This is a genomic window from Nocardiopsis algeriensis (assembly GCF_014203695.1).
Classification (GTDB): Bacteria; Actinomycetota; Actinomycetes; order Streptosporangiales; family Streptosporangiaceae; genus Nocardiopsis; species Nocardiopsis algeriensis.
Window position 1 is genome coordinate 223,699 of record NZ_JACHJO010000001.1, and the last position, 18,400, is coordinate 242,098.

The 18,400-nt window shown below is 72.6% G+C and carries 18 protein-coding genes; 2 read left to right on the plus strand and 16 right to left on the minus strand.

Translation table 11 applies throughout. The features are described from left to right. Positions 1-118: 118 nt before the first annotated feature. The 10 genes from FHS13_RS01055 to FHS13_RS01095 form a co-directional block, all read right to left on the minus strand. A complete protein-coding gene (locus FHS13_RS01055) occupies positions 119-1,039 on the minus strand; it encodes an NADP-dependent oxidoreductase (RefSeq protein WP_184285915.1) in 921 nt (306 codons plus the stop codon). A gap of 93 nt (positions 1,040-1,132) precedes the next feature. Next, positions 1,133-1,846 carry a type 1 glutamine amidotransferase gene (locus FHS13_RS01060; RefSeq protein WP_184285918.1) on the minus strand — a complete coding sequence of 238 codons (714 nt, stop codon included), beginning with the start codon at positions 1,844-1,846 and terminating at the stop codon, positions 1,133-1,135. Between the two features lie 11 nt (positions 1,847-1,857). Continuing rightward, positions 1,858-3,114: a MurT ligase domain-containing protein gene (locus FHS13_RS01065; protein WP_184285921.1), complete on the minus strand. Its 1,257-nt coding sequence runs from the start codon at positions 3,112-3,114 to the stop codon at positions 1,858-1,860. A 21-nt stretch (positions 3,115-3,135) separates the two neighbouring features. Further along, a complete protein-coding gene (locus tag FHS13_RS01070) occupies positions 3,136-5,325 on the minus strand; it encodes a hypothetical protein (protein ID WP_343064857.1) in 2,190 nt (729 codons plus the stop codon). A 228-nt stretch (positions 5,326-5,553) separates the two neighbouring features. Beyond that, a complete protein-coding gene (locus tag FHS13_RS01075; protein WP_184285925.1) occupies positions 5,554-5,853 on the minus strand; it encodes a DUF1416 domain-containing protein in 300 nt (99 codons plus the stop codon). Next, positions 5,850-6,689: a sulfurtransferase gene (locus FHS13_RS01080; RefSeq protein WP_184285929.1), complete on the minus strand. Its 840-nt coding sequence runs from the start codon at positions 6,687-6,689 to the stop codon at positions 5,850-5,852. The genes FHS13_RS01075 and FHS13_RS01080 overlap by 4 nt, the downstream gene beginning before the upstream one ends. 412 nt (positions 6,690-7,101) lie before the next feature. Then, entirely contained in the window at positions 7,102-7,224 is a 123-nt protein-coding gene (locus FHS13_RS21915) for a putative leader peptide (protein WP_425491103.1), read from the minus strand. 71 nt (positions 7,225-7,295) lie between these two features. Further along, entirely contained in the window at positions 7,296-7,622 is a 327-nt protein-coding gene (locus tag FHS13_RS01085; RefSeq protein WP_184285931.1) for a TlpA family protein disulfide reductase, read from the minus strand. Between the two features lie 32 nt (positions 7,623-7,654). After that, positions 7,655-8,353: an LmeA family phospholipid-binding protein gene (locus FHS13_RS01090; protein WP_184285934.1), complete on the minus strand. Its 699-nt coding sequence runs from the start codon at positions 8,351-8,353 to the stop codon at positions 7,655-7,657. A 231-nt stretch (positions 8,354-8,584) separates the two neighbouring features. Continuing rightward, positions 8,585-9,694, minus strand: coding sequence for a putative quinol monooxygenase (locus FHS13_RS01095; protein WP_246404273.1), 1,110 nt, complete (start codon positions 9,692-9,694; stop codon positions 8,585-8,587). A 267-nt stretch (positions 9,695-9,961) separates the two neighbouring features. On the opposite strand from FHS13_RS01095, the gene FHS13_RS01100 reads away from it, so the two are divergent. Then, positions 9,962-10,750 carry an HAD-IB family hydrolase gene (locus FHS13_RS01100; protein WP_184285940.1) on the plus strand — a complete coding sequence of 263 codons (789 nt, stop codon included), beginning with the start codon at positions 9,962-9,964 and terminating at the stop codon, positions 10,748-10,750. Positions 10,751-11,241: 491 nt separating this feature from the next. Here the strand turns inward: FHS13_RS01100 and FHS13_RS01105 are convergent, their stop codons facing one another. The 4 genes from FHS13_RS01105 to hemL all read right to left on the minus strand — a co-directional run bounded on the left by FHS13_RS01105 (position 11,242) and on the right by hemL (position 14,840). Further along, positions 11,242-12,180 (minus strand): NAD-dependent epimerase/dehydratase family protein, encoded by a 939-nt coding sequence (locus FHS13_RS01105; RefSeq protein ID WP_184285943.1) that lies wholly within the window; start codon positions 12,178-12,180, stop codon positions 11,242-11,244. 347 nt (positions 12,181-12,527) lie between these two features. Next, a complete protein-coding gene (locus FHS13_RS01110) occupies positions 12,528-12,626 on the minus strand; it encodes a 30S ribosomal protein bS22 (protein WP_184285946.1) in 99 nt (32 codons plus the stop codon). Positions 12,627-12,847: 221 nt separating this feature from the next. Further along, positions 12,848-13,483, minus strand: a complete 636-nt coding sequence (locus tag FHS13_RS01115) for a histidine phosphatase family protein (RefSeq protein ID WP_184285949.1) — start codon at positions 13,481-13,483, stop codon at positions 12,848-12,850. A gap of 61 nt (positions 13,484-13,544) precedes the next feature. Continuing rightward, positions 13,545-14,840, minus strand: a complete 1,296-nt coding sequence (hemL, locus tag FHS13_RS01120; RefSeq protein WP_184285952.1) for a glutamate-1-semialdehyde 2,1-aminomutase — start codon at positions 14,838-14,840, stop codon at positions 13,545-13,547. Between the two features lie 171 nt (positions 14,841-15,011). Between hemL and rraA the strand changes: the two genes are divergently transcribed. Further along, positions 15,012-15,494, plus strand: a complete 483-nt coding sequence (gene rraA, locus FHS13_RS01125) for a ribonuclease E activity regulator RraA (RefSeq protein ID WP_184285955.1) — start codon at positions 15,012-15,014, stop codon at positions 15,492-15,494. Between the two features lie 276 nt (positions 15,495-15,770). On the opposite strand, the gene FHS13_RS01130 is transcribed toward rraA, so the two are convergent. Both FHS13_RS01130 and FHS13_RS01135 read right to left on the minus strand, forming a co-directional pair. Continuing rightward, the gene (locus tag FHS13_RS01130) at positions 15,771-16,856 is read right to left on the minus strand and encodes a lytic polysaccharide monooxygenase (RefSeq protein ID WP_184285958.1); all 1,086 of its coding nucleotides are present in this window, start codon (positions 16,854-16,856) and stop codon (positions 15,771-15,773) included. 67 nt (positions 16,857-16,923) lie between these two features. Beyond that, complete coding sequence (locus tag FHS13_RS01135; protein ID WP_184285961.1) at positions 16,924-18,297, minus strand: cellulase family glycosylhydrolase; 1,374 nt, start codon at positions 18,295-18,297, stop codon at positions 16,924-16,926. Positions 18,298-18,400: the final 103 nt, after the last annotated feature.

Here is an 18,400-nt window from a genome sequence, read left to right on the forward strand (position 1 = left end):
CCGGGGAGAGGGCCGGAGCCGAGGGGCGCGCGGCCCGGCGCGGCGGGAGGGATGTCCACCCGCGGAAGGGCCCGGGGCCGGTGCGGAACCGGTCCCGGGCGCCGCGGCCTCCGGCCGGTCAGACGGTGAGGACGATCTTGCCCCTCGTGCGGCCCTCCTCGTTCAGGCGCCAGGCGTCGGCGGCCTGCTCCAGGGGGAACTCGCGCTCGATGTGGATCTTGAGCTCGCCCTTGTCCGCCATGCGGCCCAGCTCGACCAGGTCGGCCGTGTCGGGGCGGACCCACAGGTTGTGGCCGCCGTGCTCGACCACGGTGGGATCGGCGATCGAGATGATCCGGCTGCGGTCCCCGATCAGCGGCAGCGACTGCTCGGCCGCTCCGTCCCCGACGAAGTCCATGACCGCGTCGACGCCCTCCGGGGCGAGGTCGCGGACCCGGTCGGCCAGTCCGTCGCCGTAGACCACCGGTTCGGCGCCCAGGGAGCGCAGGTAGTCGTGGTTGCGCTCGCTCGCGGTACCGATCACGCGCGCCCCCAGGACGCGGGCGATCTGGACCCCGAAGGAGCCGACGCCGCCCGCCGCGGCGTGGATCAGGACCGTGTCGCCCGAGCCCACCCGCGCGCGCTTGAGCGACTGGAGGGCGGTCAGCCCCGCCAGGGGCACGCCGGCGGCCTCCTGCCAGCTCAGGGAGGCGGGCTTGGGCGCGATCAGCCGCACGCTCGCCGCCACCCGCTCGGCGTAGGTCCCGAGCTGCACCCAGTCCTTGCGCGCGTAGCCGTAGACCTCGTCGCCGACCTCGTACTCGGGGACGTCCACACCGACCGCCTCCACGACACCGGCCACGTCCCAGCCCGGTACCAGAGGGAAGGCCGTCTCCATGAGCGGGTCCAGGCCGCCCGCGGCCAGCTTCCAGTCCACGGGGTTGACCCCCGCCGCCTTCACGCGGATGAGGACCTCTCCCGGCATCACCTTGGGCTCGGGCAGCTCCATCAGCTCGAGGTCGTCGGCGGTCCCGTACTTGTTCAGTGCGATTGCCTTCATGGCAAGGGCAGCAAACGGCCGGGGTCGTGCATTCCCGCGTCCGCGAACCCCCTGGCGGGCGGGGGGAGGGCCCTGCGGCCCTCCCCTCCCCGTCTACTGGCGCAGGGCCGCCGCCAGGCGCTCCTCGTGCAGGCGCTCGCCCCAGGACGGCTGGAGCGGCGCGATGCGCCCCACACGCCAGCTCAGCAGCAGGTCGGCCAGGTGGGGGTTGCGGGGAAGTGCCGGGCCGTGCAGGTAGGTGCCCAGCACCTGGCCCTGGTAGGCGCCCTCGGTGTGTCCGTCGTTGCCGGTGCCGACCACGGTGGTCGACAGCGGCCGGGCGGACGGGCCGATCGCGGTGCGGCCCTGGTGGTTCTCGAAGCCGGTGATACGCCCTCCGCCCAGGGCCGGGTCGATGTCCGCGACGATCTCGCCGACCGCGCGGGACTCGCCTCGGCCGCTGCGGATGTCGAGGATGCCCACGCCGGGGAGCGGGTTGGCCTCGTCGTCGCCGTAGGTCTCACCGATGATCTGGTAACCGGCGCACACCGCGAACACGCAGGCGCCGCGGGCCGCGGCGCGGGCCAGGCCGCCGTCGGCGCGCAGGCGCTCGGCGGCCAGGATCTGCGGCCGGTCCTCGCCGCCGCCGAGCAGGTAGATGTCGCCCTGCTCGGGCACGTGGTCGCTGGAGTTGACCCGCACGACCTCGGTCGGGATGCCGCGCAGCTCGGCGCGGCGCTTGAGGATGAGGACGTTGCCCTGGTCACCGTAGGTGCTCAGCAGGTCGGGGTAGATCCACACGATCCGCAGGGCGCTGGTGTTGCTCATGTGTGTCTCTCCTACTGAACGCGGCCGTACGCCGTGCGGATCTGCTGGAACGCGGTGTAGTTGGCGATGAGGTCGACCTTGGTGATGCCGGGCTGCTCGGCCTTGAGCCGGCCCAGGACCTCGTCGACGCGGTCGGCCACCTCGAAGTGCACGCCGTCGGTCTCCAGGCGCAGCGCGAGGTCGGTGCGGCGCTCGCCCATGACGAACACGCGGCGGCCGCGCAGCACCCGGTAGTCGACGTCCCACAGCCAGGAGGTGTCCCGTCCGTCGGGGACCTGCGCGTTGACCGACAGGATCACCGGGGTGTGCGGCGGGTCCAGGACCGCGAAGGACTCCAGCCATCCGGCGGGGTTCTTGGCCAGCAGCAGCCGGACCTCCACGCCCATGGTGACCACGGAGGTGTAGCGGCCCGCGACGGAGGTGACCTCGCGCAGGCGCTCCAGGGTGCGCGCGGGGTGCAGGCCGTAACCGGCCGCGGTGGCGGCGGCGATCGCGGCGTTGGCGCGGTTGGCGTCACCGGGCAGGTTCAGCCGCAGCTTGAGGCGCTCGCCCTGCGGGGTGACGAGGACGTCGGAGTCGTTGTCCACGGCCCACGTGGCCTGGGGCCGGGACAGGCCGCACTCGGGGCACTCCCAGTAGGGGTCGCGGTCGCGGCGCAGGTGGCCGCCGCACTCGGGGCAGCACCAGGAGTCCTCCTTCCAGCGCTGCCCGGCCGAGACCCACGTGGCGTGGGGCGCGCCCAGTCCCGCCCATGCCACGAGCGGGTCGTCGGCGTTGGCGATGACGTGGGTGTTGCTCTTGCCGAGGGCGGTCCGCCACTTCTTGGCGAGCAGGTTGATCTCGGAGGCGCGGTCCATCTGGTCGCGGCTGAGGTTCATCAGGACCACGAACGCGGGCTGGGTGGCGACGAGGACCTGCGGCAGGTACTTCTCGTCCACCTCCAGCACACCGTTGACGGCGGACATGCTGTTGGACAGGGCGGTGATGTGCCCCGTGGGCATGTTCGCGCCGTGCTCGTTGGTGGCGACCTCGCCGAACTCCCGCAGTGCCTGCGAGATGAGGCGTGTGGTGGTGGTCTTGCCGTTGGTGGCGCTCACCAGTGCCAGGCGCCGTCCCCGGGCCAGCTGGGAGAGGAGATCGGGCTCCACCTTGAGGGCGACCCTGCCGCCGATGACGGAGCCGTCACCCCGTCCGGTGGCCCTGGACAGGCTGGCCGCACTCCTCCCCAGTACCGATGCCAGTTGGGCGCGCAAGGGAAGCTCGCTCATCTACTCTCCACGATCGCTGGATCACCTGCGCCGACGAGGCGGCGGCGGGCGATGTGTCGGCCATGCCTCATTGTCCACCCGCGGTCGGACCCGCCAGTCCAGCCGCTCCGGCGGCGGACCGAGATTGGGCGGTACGCGGTCAGGTCCGGCGTCGACTCCCGGGGATGCCGCGGGCACCCCGGCGGGCGGATCGGCGGAGGCATCCGGAGAGGCGGTGCGGGGTCTTTCCCACCCGCCGCGCTCCTCGTTCCCGTTCGCTGCCCCGCCGCGCCCCGCGGCCGTTTCGTCACCGGTCCTGCGTGAATCGTCCACCGTGGCCAGCGTGGCGGTGGACAGGGTGAGAATACCCGGATTGGTGTCCGCCAGGACAGGTCCGGCGGGGCCCAGGACCACGGCGGCCGTGGGCGGCAGCGAGCGCAGGGCGCCGGCGTCCAGTCCGTGGGGGCGGGCGCGGAGGCCGCCGTCCCCTTCCGCCGGCAGGGGGGCGTCCGCGCGGGCCTCCTCCGCGGTGGCCCTTCCCCAGGCCGTGGCGGATCTCACATGGCGTACGAGGTCGAGCGGGGCGACGGAGGCGGCGTTGCGGATCACCGCGCCGGACTCGGTGTGCGGTGAGGGGAAGAACCTGTCGTCGTCGGCCACCTCCGCGTCCGGGTCGTCCCCGATCGCGGTGGCCGACTCCCCGACGGCCTCGCCCACGGCCTCGGTGAGGCGGTGCAGCAGCAGGTTCGCGGGGTCGGGGTCGGCGGCGCCCGGCAGCGCGGCGACCGCGCGGGCGACCTCCTCCGCGGCCTCCCCCTCCTGGCGCATCACCACGGGGAGGCAGTCGGGGGTGCCGAAGCGGGCGAGCGCGGCCGGGACCGGGCTCCGGAACATGAGGACGACCTCCACGCCGCTCTCACGGGCGGCGAGGACCACCTGCTCCACCTCCTCGGCGGGAAGGGCGTCGGCGCCGCACACCACGACCGTGCGGGTGCGCGCGGGGCGCCTCCTGGTGTGGCCGCCCGCCGCGGAGGGGCCGGAGCGGGGCACCTCCAGCAGCTCGCTGAGCGAGGCCACGGCGTAGGTGCCGTAGACGCGGGCCGCCGTCTCCCCGGAGGCCCGGTCCATGGAGATGATCTTGACCTGGGCGTAGGCGTCGTCCTCGGCCCTCGTGCCGACCGCCTCGAAGGGGGCCAGGCGGCGCTCCAGCTCCCATGCCCGCTCCCAGGCGACGTCCGCGCAGCGCTCGCGCGCCCGGGCCCGCTGGCCCGCATCGAGCAGGGCGAGCGCGGGGTCGTCCTCGGCGGCGTCGTCCTCGGGGGTGATGAGGGCGCGCAGGCCTCCGATGAGCTCGGCGACGCCGGCCTGCGGCCCGAGCACCTCCAGCAGGCGCAGCAGGAGGGTCTCGTCGGCGTCGACGTCCTCGGCCGGGCCGGAGGCGGCGGCGACGGCGGAGAGGACGCGGGCCCGCTGTCCGGCGTCGAGGTTGGTGCCGAGGGTCATCAGGGGCAGGTCGGCGGGCAGCACCCAGCGGCGGGGGGCGACGGCGCAGCGCCGGGCCAGCCGGACGAGTTCGCGGGAGACGGGGCGTCCGGTGAGGTCGACGACGGTGAGGTCGCCGCCCTCGCGCAACCGGGAGGCCCCGACGGTGGCGAGCAGTGCCGACCAGCCCGCGTCCGTGCCGCCGAGCACGACGACGGTGCCGGTCCCGGGCGGGACGGTCACCCCGTGCCAGAGGGGCTGGGCCTCGTAGGCGCGGCAGGCGGCCTGCCACTCGGTGTACTCGCGGGCGTGCTCCCGCTGCTGCTCGTGGAGGGAGCGGTCGCGCTCCTCGCGCTCGGCCTCCAGGAGCTCGCGGGCGCGCGCCAGGCGCTGGGCGACGACCTGGCGGCTCTGGACGAGGGCGAGGCCGACGGGGGCCGCGATCGCGGCGCAGGCCAGCACCCCTCCGACGGCGAGGACGCCGGGGAGGATGCGCAGGGCCCACAGCAGCAGGCACAGGAGGGCGAACACGGCGAGTCCGGCCAGTGCGGCGTGGAGCGGCCGGTTGGTCCGGGCCTCGCTGTCGCGCTGGGCGGCGATCCACTCCTCGCCGACGGTCTCCGCGTCGGCCGGGGCGGGCCGGCGCGGCGCCGGTCCGGGTGGAGGCAGGAGTACGGCGTGCTGCCAGCCGAGGTAGGTCCGGCCGGCCTCGCCTCGGGACGCACTGCCTGGCCGCGGGTTGGGGGGCACGTCCGGACACCTCCAGGTCGGCTGCCCGGCGGGCGGCCGGAGATTCGGTTCACGCGGGGGCGGTTCCGCCGGCGCGGGGCCGGAGGGGTGATCAGAATGCTGCCACTGCCCCGCGTGCTTGTCACGGCCGTACGGGCGGCGCGCCGCGTGTGCCTCCCCGCGACGGCGAGGGGCGCCGGCGCCGCGGTCGTACCGCGGGCACCGGCGCCCCTCGCGCGCGTCAGGCCCTCAGGCCTGTACCTGGATGTCGATGACCTTGCCGACCTGGGCCGTCACCGGGTACTCGCCGGTGAAGCCCTGGGAGGCCAGGACGCGCACCTTCCAGTCGCCGTCGGCGGCGAAGAACCGGAAGGTGCCCTCGTCCCCGGTGGCCACCTCGCCGACGAAGTCGTCGGAGGCGTTGACCAGCCGGGCGTAGGCACCGCGCAGCGGCTGCCCGTCGCGGGTCACGGTGCCCTGGATGACTGCCTGGTTTCCGGCGTCGACGCCCTCGAGGGCGACACCGCCGATCGGGGCCGCGCAGCTCACTTGGCCTCCCCGAGCTCGATCGGCACGCCCACCAGGGAGCCGTACTCGGTCCAGGAGCCGTCGTAGTTCTTGACGTTCTCCAGGCCGAGGACCTCGTGCAGGGCGAACCAGCTGTGCGAGGAGCGCTCGCCGATGCGGCAGTAGGCGATGATCTCCTGGTCGAGGTCGACGCCGGCCTCCGTGTAGAGCGCGCGGAGCTCCTCGTCGCTCTTGAAGGTGCCGTCCTCGTTGGCGGTCTTGGCCCACGGGATGTTGCGCGCGGTGGGGATGTGGCCGGGGCGCTGGGCGGCCTCCTGCGGCAGGTGCGCGGGCGTGGCCAGCTTTCCGGTGAACTCGTCGGCCGAGCGGACGTCGACCAGGACCTTCTTGCCGATGGAGTCGACGACCTCGTCGCGGAAGGCGCGGATGGAGAGGTCCTGGTCCTTGGCCTTGTACTGGGTGGCGGGGCGCTCGGGGACGTCCTTGACGAGCTCGCGGGAGTCGAGCTCCCACTTCTTGCGGCCGCCGTCCATCAGGCGGACGTTCTCGTGGCCGTACAGCTTGAAGTACCAGTAGGCGTAGGCCGCGAACCAGTTGTTGTTGCCGCCGTAGAGGACGACGAGGTCGTCGTTGGCGATGCCCTTGTCGGAGAGCAGCTTCTCGAAGCCGGCCTTGTCGACGAAGTCGCGGCGGACCGGGTCCTGGAGCTCGGTCGCCCAGTCGATCCTGACGGCGCCGCGGATGTGCCCCCCGTCGTAGGCGGACGTGTCCTCGTCGACCTCGACCAGGACGACGTTGTCGTCGTCGAGGTGAGCCTCAACCCAATCGGCGTCCACGAGGGCGTCGGAGCGGCTCATGGGGAACCTCCTGCTGTTTCTTGTGCGGTGTGGCGTACGTGATGGATGCCCCGGAGTGGAGGGCCGCCCGGGGCAAGGGGGTCGTCAGGCTGTCTTCGCCGGTGCCGGCGTACGGCAGCGGGGGAGCACGCACCCGGCGGTCGGTCGGAGCACGGTGCCGGGAGGAGCTGCGGAGAGGTCGCGTACGGCAGCGAGGGGCCGGAGCACGGGGAGAAGGTCCGCCGGAGCCCGGAGCTCCGAGCGCCGGAGGTCGGCGGAGAGGGCCGCGACCGGTACGGAAGCGGTCAGGGCCGCGGTGGGATGCTGTTCCCGAAGGTGGACCTGCATGACGTGTCGTCCCCAGCTGCGTGCACGAGTCGGATGTCGGTCGCGCGAGGGGGCGCGGGTCTCACCTGGAGGGAGCCCGTGCGCCCTAGGGGCACAGACAGAGCGCGGTGGCGACGCGGCAGAGGTCCACTGCCCGTCGCTTCGTCAGATAAGCGCTCGTCAAGGAAGTCACGACTACGAAGCTACTCGAGACCGGTGATTTTGTCACCAGTGGCCTGGATCACAGGGCTTCCGTCGTGGCCGGTGAGGGGCCCGCCGAAGCTCCCCACCGGCCCTCGTTCAGAGGACGGCGGCGCCGACCGCGGCGATCACGTCGGCCTTGCGGGGCATGCCCGAGGCCCGGCGCACGATCCGGCCGGAGGCGTCGAGGACGAGCACGGTGGGGGTGCCCGTGATCCCCAGGCGGCGTACGAGGTCGAGCCGGGACTCCGCGTCGACCTCGACGTGGGCGACCCCCTCGACCATGTCGGCGACCTCGTCGAGGATGCGCCGGGTGGCCCGGCAGGGCTGGCAGAAGGCGGTGGAGAACTGCACGAGGGTGGCCCGCTCCCCCGGTTCGGCGCCGAGGTCGGCCGTGGTGAGGGCCTCGCCGGTTCCGGCTCCCATGTGGCTTCTCCCTTCCGTCCGCGCGGCGTGTGTCAGGCCGCCTCGGAGCCCATCAGGGGGACGTCGGTGGCGGTACCGGTGATCCGCAGGCCGCCGGGGACGGACTCGGCACCGGTGAGGGCGAGGCCGTAGGGCAGCTCCGGCATCGGGAAGCTGAAGGTGATCATGTCCGCGACCATGCCGCTGACGTCGACCGGGGCGTCGCCCACCTGGACGTCGGTCGGCGTGACCAGGATCGTCCCCTCCTCGACCGTGATCTCGGGTGCGGCCTCGACGGGGACGCTGATGCCGAAGTCGGCCAGGGCCACCGTGCCCGAGATGCGGGGGCTGCCGTTCTCGGTGGAGACGGTGACGCCCTCGGGCAGGTAGGGGTTGACGAACGAGTAGGGAAGGACGGCGGTGCCCTCCAGGGTCCCGGCGACGACGTTCGGGGCGGAGAGCAGGTCGGCCAGGGGCGCCTCGACGTCGGAGGCGGTGATCTCGATCTGCTCGGCGGTGACCTCGCCGAGGGTGGCGGAGGTGGCGCGGATGTTGAGCTCCTCGTAGGTGCCGCCGAGGGCCTGGGGCAGGAAGGCCCACCCCTCGATGGACACCTCGGGCTCCTCGGACATCTCCATCCGCTGCGAGATCTGCTGCGCGATCATGCTCTGTGCGAGGCTGCGTCCTCCCATGTCCGCGGCTACGACGAGGACCGCCAGGAGGATGAGGAGGACGACAAGGAACTTACGCATCTGGGATCCCGGCACACTTTCTTTCGCTCCGACGCGCCTCTCGGCCGGATGTCCGGCCGGTCTTCGGTCACACGCCACCGGCGCGGGGCGGGCGCCGATCATGGAGAACCTGTAGGGAAGGGTACTTCACCGGTACTTGGACGCCGAGAACCGTTATGCGGTTTTGGGACCAGGGCAAAAAGGTCCCGCCGAGCGCTCCTCCCCAGGTGGGACCCCTCCGCCGGGGTCCCGTCAGTGGGGCATGAGCAGCGCGGCGAGGCCGTCGCTGGCCGCCGCACCCGAGAGGGAGAGCTCGATCACGTTCGTCGCCGCGACGTGGGCCGAGCTGCGGCGCACGAACTCGATGACGTGCGGCTGCTGCTCGTGCTCCTCCTTGGCCAGGTCGTCCCGGTAGATCGCGTAGACGATGCGCTGCAGCGGCGCCCTGGGGACCGTGTGGCAGGCGAACAGCAGCGTGTCCGGCTCGCGCCGGGCGACCTCCTCCACGACCTCGTCCGCGATGCGGTCGAAGCCGGCCTCCTGCCCCTCCCCGAGCGTGTAGATGGTGATGACGCCGCGCAGCTTGGCGGCCGGCGCGCGGCGCACGGGCGGGCCGTCGTAGGCCTCGTCGTAGGGGTCGGCGTTGCGGCGCTTGCGGCGCACGGGCTCCTCCGGGAGGTCGTCTTCTTCGAAGTCCTCGTCGTAGTCGTCGTAGTCGTCGTACTCGTCCTCGTCGAGCTCGTCCCGGCGGGGGCGCACGGCCATGGCGGCGGCGCCCCACAGCGCGGCGACCGCGCCGAGCATGAGCAGCGGGCCGACGGCGCCGAGGCCGAGGCGGCCGACCGCGACGGAGAGCACGGCGGCCAGGGCGAGGAGTCCGATCACGCCCAGCTGGACCCTGCGGGTGCCCCGCGGCTTGCGCAGCACCGCGACGAGCGCGGAGACGAGGAAGATCGCGACGACGACCTGCACCACGTTGACGAGTGAGCGCGGGACGAGGTCGTAGTGGTCGCCCAGGGCCGGGAAGGCCTTGGCGAACTGGCCGCTGAGGCGGTCGACGCTCAGCACGACCAGGGGGACGATGGTGAAGGCGCTGAGGAAGAGCCGCGAGGTGAACCGGCCCCTCGGGGAGCGGACCCCGTACTCCAGGGCGCCCCAGGCGATGTAGAGCGGGCCGATGAGGCTGATGCCGATGTGGAACAGGCGGAAAGTGAGCTCACCGAACTCGAACATCGCGCCGACCACGCCGACGCTGAGGCCGGCGGTGATGCCCAGTGCCCCGACGAGCCACCCGACCGTGGGGATCCCCGGGCGGCGTTGGGCATACGCAGCGAGCGCGGCGGTCGCGCTCCAACCGACCAACGCGCTTATGAATGCCAGTGCTACCGTCACCATCCCGACCATGATGATGCACGTAAGCGGGTGGGTGTGCACTCCGTCCCGGTATGGGAAGACCCTTCGGAGGAAGATCCCGCAGAACGAAGGGCAAAACAGCACTCCTTACTGTGACCTTCATCACGTGATTTATCGCCCTCGGCCAGGGCCCGCGTACCGCACGCGAGGGGCCGTAGGCTCGCACTACTCGGGGAGCGGAGAGCACCGGATCCCCACTCGAGCCAGGAGAGAACCGTGTCACACCACGCCGTCCCCCCGTCTCCGGCTGGGGCCGCCTTCTTCGACGTGGACAACACCCTGATGCGGGGTGCGTCGATCTACCACTTCGCCCGCGGCCTGGCCTCACGCGACCTGTTCACCACACGCGACCTGATGCGCTTCGCATGGGGGCAGACCGTGTTCCGCGTGACCGGCAGTGAGCAGCCCGAGCACATCAACGCGGCCCGCGAGGCCGCTCTGGCCTTCGTCGCCGGACACGGCGTGGCCGATCTGGTCTCCCTCTGCGAGGAGATCTACGACGAGACCATGGCCGACCGCATCTGGGAGGGCGCCCGCCGGCTCGTCCAGCGCCACCTGGACGCCGGGCAGCCGGTGTGGCTGGTCACCGCCACCCCGGTGGAGCTCGCTCAGATCATCCGGCGCAGGCTGGGGCTCACCGGTGCGCTGGGCACCGAGGCCGAGAACATCGACGGCGTGTACACGGGCCGCCTCAACGGCGACCTGCTGCACGGGCCGGCCAAGGCCGTGGCGGTGCGCTCCCTGGCCGGCAAGGAGGGCTGGGACCTGTCCCAGTGCTCGGCCTACAGCGACTCCTCCAACGACCTCCCGCTGCTGTCCCTGGTGGGCCGCCCGCACGCGGTCAACCCCGACAGCGCGCTGCGCCGCTACGCCCGCAGCCGCGGCTGGCCGGTGTACGACTTCCGCCGCCACCGCGGCACGCTCAAGGCGGCCATCCCCGCCGCCGTCGGTGTGGCCGCCGGAGCGGTCGCCCTGCGCGCCCTCCGACAGCGCAGAGCCGCCTGAACCCCGCCCCAAAGGCGCCCGAACGAGGGGACTACGGCCGAAGGCCGTCCGTCGAGGGCGCCGGCGGGCATTGAGCAGGCCGAAGCACCGGCCACCCGCAAGCCCACCCCAACCCCAGGGGGTGTGCCGTGAGGGCGCCGGCGGGGTTCCGCAGGAGCGGAGCGAACATCCGAGGAACGAGGATGTGAGCGCAGCGACGAAGAACCCCGCCCTGAAGGCGCCCGAGCAAGGAAGCCACGGCCGTAGGCCGTCCGTCGAGGGCAGTGGCGGGTGACAAGCGGGCCAAAGCACCGGTTCCCCGCAAGCCCACCCGCGCCCCAGGGGGTGTGCCGTGAGGGCGCCGGCGGGGTTCTGCAGGAGTGGAGCGAACATCCGAGGAACGAGGATGTGAGCGCAGCGACGAAGAACCGCGCCCCAAAGGCGCCCGAACCGGGGCCGAAGCGAAGCGGAGGCCCCAAAGCAAGCACAGCGGAGGCCCCAAGCCAGCACAATCAGCGGCGCAGGGTCGTCCTCGCCAGGGCCAGGACGTGGACCGGGCGCAGGCCGCCGCCACCACCACCGCGGCCGCGGTGCTCGCGGCTGCCCGCGTAGGACTCGAAGGCCTCGACGGAACTGTGGGCCGGGGTCCAGCCGAGGGCGTTCTCCAGGTCGGAGCTATCCAGGGTCGCCTCCAGTCCCGTCCGGACCGCGCGGGCGGCGCTGGCGGAGGCGTAGTCGATGCTGCCCCGGCGGGCCACTCCGCGCAGGACCCGCAGGCCGGTGGCCGGGATCGGCAGGCGCCGGCCGCCGACGCGGCGGAGGCACTGGGAGAGCGGGACGTCGTCCTTGCCCGCGACGTCGAAGAAGCCCGTCTCGCCGCTCAGCGCCATGCGCACGAGCGCCTCGACCCCGTCGTCCTCGTGCAGGAAGCGCACGCGGGGGTCGCTGCCCAGGACCGTGGGCACGACACGCGAGTCGAGGTAGCGGGTGAGGGGGGTGTCCACGGTGGGACCGATGAGGTTGGCGAACCGCAGGACGGCCACGGAAAGGTCCGGACGGCGGCGCTGGAGGCCGCGGGTGTGCCGCTCGACCTCGGCCGCGTCGTCGGCGTCGAGGGTGGCGCTGGAGCGCACCAGCAGGCGCCGGACGGTGGTGGAGCGCTGGGCCGCGGCGAGCACGCGCATGGTGCCGAGGAGGTTCTCCTCCCGGTTGACGCTGTGCGCGTTGTCCAGGCCGAGGTGGACGACGATGTCGGCGCCGGAGTCGGCGACGATCCTGTCCAGGCTGCCGTCGTGCAGGTCGACGTGGACGTGGTCGACACCCGCGGACACGGGCGGCGGCGCGGAATCCGCTCCGACCACCCGGCTGACGCCGGGTGCCGTGCGCAGGGCCCGGGCGACCCGGGCGGCCATGGGGCTGGAGACCCCGGTGACGAGTACGACTTGAGCCATGGCGATACGTTCCTCGAGAGGAGACGGGGGCTGGGATCGCGGGCCGCCCACTCTCGGGATGGACGAGCGTCCGCGTCCCTGGTGACAACAATGCCTCGGCCGCAGAATTCCGTCACGCGGCCGGGGATCGCTCTCACGTCAAGGGCGTGCCGTGGGGCGTGCTCGGCGGATACCCGGCGTTCTCCGGCCGGGCGGCCCCGCGAGGGCCGGGGACCGGACCGGGAGCCCGCGAGCGCCTCCGGCGCCGCGGGAAGCAGCCTGGCGGCCGAAAGGCCGAGGAGAATCCGTCGAACACGCCCTACGGCCCGCCCGCCCCCGCGGAGAGGCGAAGATCGCCGAGGCCGCCGCTACTTCTTGTTGCGGCGCGCGATACGCGTGCGCTTGAGCATCTTGCGGTGCTTCTTCTTCGCCATGCGCTTACGGCGCTTCTTGATGACGGAGCCCATGGGACCACCCTCTCGCTGACAACGGGTAAAGACATGCCGGACCACCCTGGCGGTGCGGCAAGGGGTACGGATGCGACTGCCGGGCCGTCCGGGCGGGCGCGTGCGCGGGGCACGGGACCACCTCGGCTGCCGGGGCGGGCCCCGGTGGGCCGGTGCTCGGCGGAGCCGTGCACCTACCGCACCCGAAGCTCCAGCTTACCGCCCCGGGTGTGCGCTGCGCGTCATGCCCCGGGGACCGAGGAGCCGCCGACGTACAGGGAGGCGGCCGGCTCGGCGTAGCTGACACCGGCCAGGCGTTCGCCGACGAAGGTCAGCGACGTGACGCTGGCCAGGTTGCACTCCCGCATGTCGGGGCGGTGCCAGAGGCGCTTGCCCTCGGCCGCGCGCCGCACCATCCAGATGGGGAGCTGGTGGCTGACGCACACCGCCTCCCTTCCCCAGGCCGCACGGCGGGCGACCTTGATGATGTCGACCATGCGGGCGACGATCTGCCGGTAGGGCTCGCCCCAGGACGGCTGGAAGGGGTTGTACACGCGCCGGAGGACCTCGGGGTCGCGGATCGAGCGCCTCGACAGGGTCTTGCCCTGGAACTTGTTGTCGGCCTCGATGAGGCGCTCGTCGAGGACGACGGGCAGGTCCAGCGCCTTCTGGAGCGGGACCGCCGTCTCCTGTGTGCGGTCCAGCGGCGAGGAGTACAGCGCGGCGATGTCGTGGCCCTCGAACCACTCGGCCGCCGCCTCGGCCATCTGCCGGCCGCGCTCGCTCAGGTGGAAGTCCGGGAGCCTGCCGTAGAGGACCTTCGACGGGTTGTGTACCTCGCCGTGCCGAAGCAGGTGCACGACGGTGGTCGTGGTCATCGTGTGCGTCTTTCTCTTACTGGTCTGCCCGGACCGGTGGACGGCCCGGGCCGAACGCTGGTCAGCTCTGGGCCTCTGCCGCCGCCCGGGCGGCCCGGGGCAGGGCGGAGACGATCTGCTCGACGGCGGTGTCGTCGTGCGCCGCGGAGAAGAACCACGCCTCGAAGGCGGCCGGGGGCAGGTAGACGCCCTGTTCGAGCATGGCGTGGAAGAAGGCCGCGTAGACCTTGGTGTCGGTGGTGCGGGCGGTGTCGAAGTCGACCGCCTCCCGGTCGGTGAAGAACACCGTGAACAGGTTGCCGCCGGTCTGGATCCGGTGGGTCACCCCGGCCTCGGTGAGCGCCGCGGCGACCTCGCCGCGGACCTGCGCGGAGACCCGGTCGAGGTGGGCGTAGACCTCGGGGGTCGCCCCCCGCAGGGTGGCCAGGCCGGCCGCGGTGGCGAGCGGGTTCCCCGACAGGGTCCCCGCCTGGTAGACCGGGCCGTTCGGGGCCAGGCGGTCCATGATCTCGGCGCGGCCGCCGAAGGCCGCCGCGGGCAGGCCGCCGCCCATGACCTTGCCGAAGGTCATGAGGTCGGGGGTGACGCCCTCCAGGCCGAACCACCCCGAGGCGCTGACGCGGAAGCCCGTGAGGACCTCGTCGAGGACGAGCAGCGCGCCGTGGGCGTGCGCGATCTCCTTGAGGCGCGCGTTGAAGCCCTCCCCGGGCGGAACGACGCCCATGTTGGCGGGGCAGGCCTCGGCGATGACGCAGGCGATGTCGTCGCCGTGCTCGGCGAAGGCCCGCTCGACGGCCTCGGTGTCGTTGTAGGGCAGGACCAGGGTGTCGGCGGCGCTGGCACCGGTGACGCCCGGGGAGTCGGGCAGGGCGAAGGTGGCCAGGCCCGAGCCGGCGGCGGCCAGGAGCGCGTCGACGTGTCCGTGGTAGTTGCCCGCGAACTTGACGACCTTGCTGCGCCCGGTGAAGCCGCGGGCCAGGCGGATCGCGGACATGGTGGCCTCGGTGCCCGAGTTGACCAGGCGGATCTTCTCGACGGGCGCGCGCTCGGTGATGAGCTCGGCGAGCTCGACCTCGCCCGGCGTCGGCGCACCGTAGGAGGTTCCGGCGTCGACCGCGGCGCGGAGTGCCGCGACGACGGAGGGCTCCGCGTGGCCGAGGATCAGCGGACCCCACGAGCAGACGAGGTCGACGTACCGGCGCCCGTCGGAGTCGGTGAGGTAGGGCCCCTGCCCGCCGACGAAGAAGGGCGGGGTGCCTCCGACCGCGCCGAAGGCGCGCACGGGCGAGTTCACCCCGCCGGGGATGACGGCGGCGGCGCGCTGGAAGAGCTCTTCTGAAGTCTGTTGAGTACCCACCTCACCAGTGTGTCAGCTGTGTCCGGTTTCAGGACCATGACCCGCCTCGCAGTCCTGCTGCCTGCGCCGATCCCGGCGGTGCCGGAAACGGCGGGTGCTCCGCCACCGGAGGAGCTACCAACAAGTAACTTGGGCGGTGCCCATCCGCTTCACCACGAGACCGGAGCTGTCATGGCCGAGAACTTCACCACAGCGGACCTGATCGACGACCACGGCGACACCCTGCGCAGCTGCTCCACCCAGTTCCGTCGCTACGGGGGCCGAGCGGTGTTCTCCGGCCCGATCCGCACGGTCAAGTGCCACGAGGACAACGGTCTGGTCAAGCAGGTCCTCAACACCCCCGGCGAGGGCGCGGTGCTGGTCGTGGACGGCGGAGGCTCGCTGCGCTCCGCCCTGATGGGCGACATGATCGCCGAGGCCGCGGTGGCCAACGGGTGGGCCGGCGTGGTGATCCACGGCGCCGTGCGCGACACCGTCGCGATCGGCGGGCTCGACCTGGGTGTCAAGGCGCTGGGGTCCAACCCGCGCAAGTCCGCCAAGGACGCCGCGGGCCGCCTGGACGTGCCGGTGACCTTCGGCGACGTCACCTTTCACCCGGGAGAATGGCTCTACAGCGACGAGGACGGCATCGTGGTGAACGCCGAGAGGATCTGACCGGACACGGGGCACGGGGCCGACCGGGAACCGGGGACGTTCCTCTCCCCGCCCTTCCGGATCCTCCCGGAAGAGATGCCGAAAAGGATCCTCCCCGGGCGCGCGTCGCCGCCCGGGGAGGATCCTTTCTCCTGGTGGGCCGGGGCGTGCCCTGCGGACGGTGCGGGCCGCGGAGGTCCCCGGCCCTCGGGCGGCGGTCCCGTCGACCTCCGCCCGTGCCGGGGCCCTCCCCCTGCTGTCACACCGCTGCCGGGCCCTGTCCGGCCTCAGCGGTCGCTACGCCCCGGGCCCGCATTCCACCCGGGGGTCGATGTTGGTGCCCGTCGCGGTCGCGGTGAACCCGAAGGTGGCGGACTCCCCCGCGTCGAGCACGCCGTTGTGGGCCGCGTTGGTCACCTCGAAGTGGGCTCCGTGGTTGACCACCGAACCGTTCCACAGGCTGCTGATCTGCTGGCCGTTGGCGTAGACCCAGTCGACCATCCAGCCGTCGGTGCCGTCGTCACCGGCCGTGACCTCGACCTCGGCCTGGAAGCCGCCGGACCACTCGTTGACCACCCGGTACTCGGCGGTGCAGTACTCCTCCGCGGGCTCCGGGTCGGGCCCGGGGTCCGGCTCGGGGTCCGGGTCCGGGTCCGGCTCCGGGTCCGGCTCCGGGTCCGGCTCCGGGTCGGGGCCCGGGTCACCGGTTCCGCCGTTGAAGACCACGTCGGAGCAGTTGTAGAACGCCTCGGGGCTGTCGGAGCGCTCCCAGACCGAGTAGATGATGTGCCGGCCGTCGCGGTTGGGCAGGTCGACGTCCCAGTAGTACTCGGCCCCCGCGTCCCCGCCGCTGCGCAGCGGCGGGTCGACGGCCTCGTCGATCAGCTCCAGGTCGTCCCAGGTCAGCGGCTGGTTGGGGTTCCAGCCCGACTTGGTGACGTAGGTGTAGAACGTGCCGGGGTGCGGCGCCCAGGCGTTGTGGCGGAACTCCACCGTCGTGTTCGCCCGGAGCGCGGTGGAGGGCCAGTCCGTGCGGGCCGCGTTGAACGCGCTGAAGGGCTCGGTCGGGCCGCACAGCTCCCCGTCGGCGACGAACGCGCGGTGCTGCCCGTTCGAGTTGCTGATCAGGTTGCCGAACCAGTTCCAGAACGGGTAGTCACCGCCCTCGGCCAGCGCGTCGGCGCACGCCGGGTTGGTGGGCGCCAGGGCACCGCCGGAGCTGCCGCCGGTGGCGTCCTGGAAGCACGCGTAGGTGCGGGAGGCGGGGTAGGTGAAGGCGCCGTGCGCCTCGGCCGCCGGAGGGGCGACCACCACCGAGTAGCCGACGGCGAGCGCGCCGAGGGCCACCCCTGTGGAGAGGAGGTTGCGGATACGTGACCTCATGTGTTCTTCCTTTCAGGTGGGTGACGCCCGGCCGGGCGCCTGCCCGGCCGGGCCGCCGCCGCTCCGGTCAGGAGGCGGCGGCGCACGTGGCGTCGGGCGCCGAAGCCCCGCCGCTGTGCGTACCGGTGAACCCGAACGCGGTGGACTGCCCCGCCGCGAGGGTGCCGTTGTAGGAGACGTTGGAGGCGGTGACGGTGCTGCCGGAGGTGGACACGTCGGCGTTCCACGCCTGGGTCACGCTCTGGCCCGCGGGCTGGGTCCACGTGACGGTCCAGCCGGTGATCGGGGCGTCGGCGGTGACGGTGACCTCGCCCTGGAAACCGCCGGACCACTCGTTGACCACCCGGAACTCGGCGGTGCAGCCGCCGTCGGCCGGCGGGTCGGTCGGCTCCTCGGAGGGCTCCTCGGAAGGCTCTTCGGAGGGCTCCTCCCCGGGGTCCCCGCCGGGACCGCCGTAGACCGGCGCCTCCTGCGCGGTCTGCGCGATGCCGTTCGGACCGTAGAAGATCCGCTCGCCCCACGGGGTGAGGCTGTCGCCGTCGAAGCCCTCGACCATGTCGAGGTACTCGACACCGCCGCCGTTGCCGCTCCACGACCAGCCGATGTAGCCCAGTCCCAGGCGCTCGGTGTGGGACATGATGGCGTCCTCGTCGGGGTTGCCGTCGCTGTGGTCGTGGCCGAACTCGCCGACGATCAGCGGCAGGCCGGCGTCCGTGAAGTGCTCCAGGTAGGAGACGACCGTGGACTCCTGCTGGTAGACGCCGTACATGTGGATGGAGAAGACCGTGTTGCGGTCGGGGTCGGAGTCGAAGACCGACGAGGCGTTGTCGCGCATGATGCCCTGCCAGTCCTGGCCCCAGTTGGGGGCGTCCACGACCAGGGTGTGGTCGAAGCCGGCGTCGCGCAGCCGGTTGATCGCCGCACCGGTGTCGGCGGCCCAGCCCTGGTTGGCGGCGGCGTCGTTGCCGTAGGGCTCGTTGCCGATGTTGACGAGGATGTGGTCCTCCTCGCCCTTGACCGCGTCCTGGATCCGCAGCCAGTAGTCGACCGCCTGGTCGAGGGTGGCCGCGCCGGCCTGCTCGCCGTAGCCGGTGGTGTCGTGGACCTCCAGCATGCAGATGAGCCGGTTGGCCTTGCAGAGGGAGACGACGTTCTCCACGTCGGAGACGCTGTTCTCCGTCCAGCGGTCACCGCTGCTCAGGACGACGCGGACGGTGTTGGCGCCGTGGCTCTTGATGTCGGCGAAGGCGCCGGTCTCGTGGGCGAACCAGGTGTGGGCGTGGCTGACGCCGCGGATGACGAAGTCGTTCCCGGCGGCGTCCACCAGGCGCCCGTTCTCGACGCGGAACCCCGTGTCGGCGTGGGCGGGCAGGCTGAGGGCCAGGAGGGAGGCGACCAGTGCCAGGACGGATCCCAGCGCTATGGCCAGTCGTTGCAACATGGATCTCTCCGGTGGGGGGTTGGGTCCCGGGGACCGGGAGGAGGAGGCCCGGCCCCCGGGAGCATGGGTGGAGCCCGGGACGCCCGCGGTGGGGAGTCGGACG